2 protein-coding genes and 1 pseudogene are annotated in these 2,981 nt (G+C 71.3%); all 3 read left to right on the top strand.

The window, feature by feature from the left end; translation table 11 throughout:
• Positions 1 to 453: oxidoreductase C-terminal domain-containing protein (locus tag ACVNF4_RS34425; RefSeq protein WP_461806796.1), on the top strand; the 453-nt coding region annotated here is incomplete at its 5' end.
• Positions 454 to 510: 57 nt separating this feature from the next.
• Positions 511 to 2,409, top strand: coding sequence for a DNA primase (dnaG, locus tag ACVNF4_RS34420; RefSeq protein ID WP_461806795.1), 1,899 nt, complete (start codon positions 511 to 513; stop codon positions 2,407 to 2,409).
• Between the two features lie 271 nt (positions 2,410 to 2,680).
• Positions 2,681 to 2,981 (top strand): annotated as a pseudogene (locus ACVNF4_RS34415) (RNA polymerase sigma factor); the annotation flags it as partial.

Here is a 2,981-nt window from a genome sequence, read left to right as displayed (position 1 = left end):
GTCGCGGTCGACGCGAGCCTGCGCACGTCCGACCCCGACATCTTCGCCGCCGGTGACGTCGCGGCCGTCGACCACGCGCTGATCGGCGCGCGCCTGCGCGTGGAGCACTGGTCCAACGCCCTCAACGGCGGCCCGGCCGCCGCGCGCGCGATGCTCGGCAAGGACGTCACGTACGACCGGGTGCCCTACTTCTTCTCCGACCAGTACGACCTGGGGATGGAGTACAGCGGCTGGGCGCCGCCCGGCTCGTACGACCAGGTGGTGATCCGCGGGGACGCCGGGAAGCGGGAGTTCATCGCGTTCTGGCTGGCCGAGGGGAGGGTCCTGGCCGGGATGAACGTGAATGTGTGGGATGTCACAGAGCACATCCAGCGGCTGATCAGGAGCGGCGCCCAGGTGGACCCGGACGCCCTCGCGGACCCGAGCGTCGGCCTGGACACGCTCGGCACCTGAGCGGGGGCGGGGGCCGACCGGCGTCGGAGTGTCGGTCGGCCCCCGTAGAATTCCTGCGTGGCAGGACGGATCAACGACGAGGACGTGAAGGCGGTACGGGACGCGGTCCCGATCGACGCCGTGGTCTCCGAGTACCTCCAACTGCGCAGCGCGGGCGGCGGCAACCTCAAGGGCCTGTGCCCCTTCCACGACGAGAAGTCCCCGTCGTTCCAGGTCAGCCCCAGCAAGGGCCTCTTCCACTGCTTCGGCTGCCAGGAGGGCGGCGACACCATCACGTTCGTGATGAAGGTCGACCACCTCACGTTCTCCGAGTCGGTCGAGCGCCTCGCCGCGCGCGCGGGCATCACCCTCAGGTACGAGGAGGGCGGCTACAACCCCTCCCACCAGCGCGGTGAGCGCATCCGCCTGGTCGAGGCCCACAAGGTCGCCGCCGAGTGGTACGCCGAGCAGCTCGCCACCAGCCCCGAGGCCGACACGGGCCGGATGTTCCTCGCCGAGCGCGGCTTCGACCAGGCCGCCGCCGTCCACTTCGGCGTCGGCTACAGCCCCCAGGGCTGGGACCACCTCACGCGCTTCCTGCGCGGCAAGGGCTTCAGCGACCGCGAACTCACCCTCTCCGGCCTCTCCCAGGAGGGCCGCCGGGGCCCCATCGACCGCTTCCGGGGCCGCCTGATGTGGCCCATCCGCGACATCGGCGGTGACGTCGTCGGCTTCGGCGCCCGCAAGCTGTACGAGGCCGACACCGGCCCCAAGTACCTCAACACCCCCGACACCCCGATCTACAAGAAGTCGCAGGTTTTGTACGGCATCGACCTCGCCAAGCAGTCGATCGCCAAGTCCAGCCGCGCGGTCGTCGTCGAGGGCTACACCGACGTCATGGCCTGCCACCTCGCGGGCGTGCCGACCGCCATCGCGACCTGCGGGACGGCCTTCGGCGGCGACCACATCAAGATCCTGCGCCGCCTCCTCATGGACAACGGAAGCGCCCGCGTCATCTTCACCTTCGACGGCGACGCCGCGGGCCAGAAGGCCGCCCTGCGCGCCTTCGAGGACGACCAGAAGTTCGCCGCCGAGACGTACATCGCCGTCGCCCCCGACGGCATGGACCCCTGCGAGTTGCGTCTCGCGAAGGGCGATCACGCGGTCGCCGACCTCGTCGAACCCCGCACGCCCCTCTTCGAGTTCGCGCTGCGCCAGATCGTCGCCCGCTACGACCTCGACACCCCGGCCGGCCGCGCCGGCGCCCTCGACGAGGCGGCACCCGTCGTCGCCCGCATCAAGAACAGCGGCGCCCAGCACGAGGTTGCCGTCCAGCTCGCCGGGCTCCTCGGCATCCTCGACACCCAGTTCGTCGTCAAGCGCGTCGCCCAACTCGCCCGCTGGGCCCGGGGCAAGGGCGACGGCCCGACCCCCTCGGGCCGGCAGCACCAGTCGTACGACGAGAGCCCGCGCCCCGCGGTGAAGGGCCCCGCCCTCCAACTCCGCAACCCCGTCTACGCCACGGAACGCGAGCTGCTCAAACTCGCCCTCCAGCGCCCCGAGTTGGTCTCCCCGGCGTTCGACGCCTACGGGGTGGACGAGTTCACCTGCGCCCCCTACGCCGCCGTCCGCCAGGCCATCCTGGACGCGGGCGGTGCCGAGTACGGCATCGAGGACGCCCAGGACTACCTGATGTGCGTGCGCGAGGTCGCCCCGGACGACACGGTCCGCGCGATGGTGACCGAGCTGGCCGTCGAGACGATCATGCGCAGGAACGTCGACGAGGTGTACGCCGGTGAGGTCCTCATCCGCGTCCGGCGCCGGGCCGTCGAACGCCGGGTCGCCGACATCCAGTCCCAGCTGACCCGCCTCTCGGCGATCGGCGACCCCGCCCAACTGGCGGGCGTCCAGAACGAGTTGTGGGTCCTCCAGGAGTACGACCGGGCGCTACAGGGCCACGGCGTCGCCGCGCTCTGAGAACGTCGGCGCCACCGCCCGCAGCAGCCGCCGCACGAACTCCTCCTCAGCGCCCGCGAATTGACCGGGAGTTTCAGGCCTGCGGCGGAGGCCCAGGTGCGCAGGCGTCCCAGATCCGGGCGGTCGACGGTGAGATGGATTTCGTACAGAGTTTCGCGCACCGGGCGATTCTCACAGGTCGGAGCGGTTCGGTCACCGGCCGGTCACGTCCCGGACTCAAAAAGTCACCGCACGCCCCTCGTGGCGGCGATGTGTCGTACCCCACACTGGGTTGCGGTGCCTGAGTACTCGGAGCGCGGCCGATCCGTCCCCCAGGGAGCCCCCACCCACGCCGACGCTCATCGCGTACGGGACGGACAGCGGCGAGGCCGTCCACTCCGCCCCCGAAGTACCGCTGTCGTACCCCCTGGCAGCGATCATCCTGGAGGTCGCCCCCGTGCAGACCCAGACGCTCACCCAGACCGACGTCAGTACCGAAGCGGAGCCCGACGCCGAGACCGACGTGCTGGCGGTCGTGCCGGCGCAGGGCGCCGCCGCGCACCATCCCGAGGCGGGGCCGCCCGCCGAGGAAC

The sequence above is a fragment of the Streptomyces sp. S6 genome (assembly GCF_054880855.1).
The sequence above is the reverse complement of the archived record's forward strand: the minus strand, read 5'-3'. Positions and strand labels throughout refer to the sequence as shown.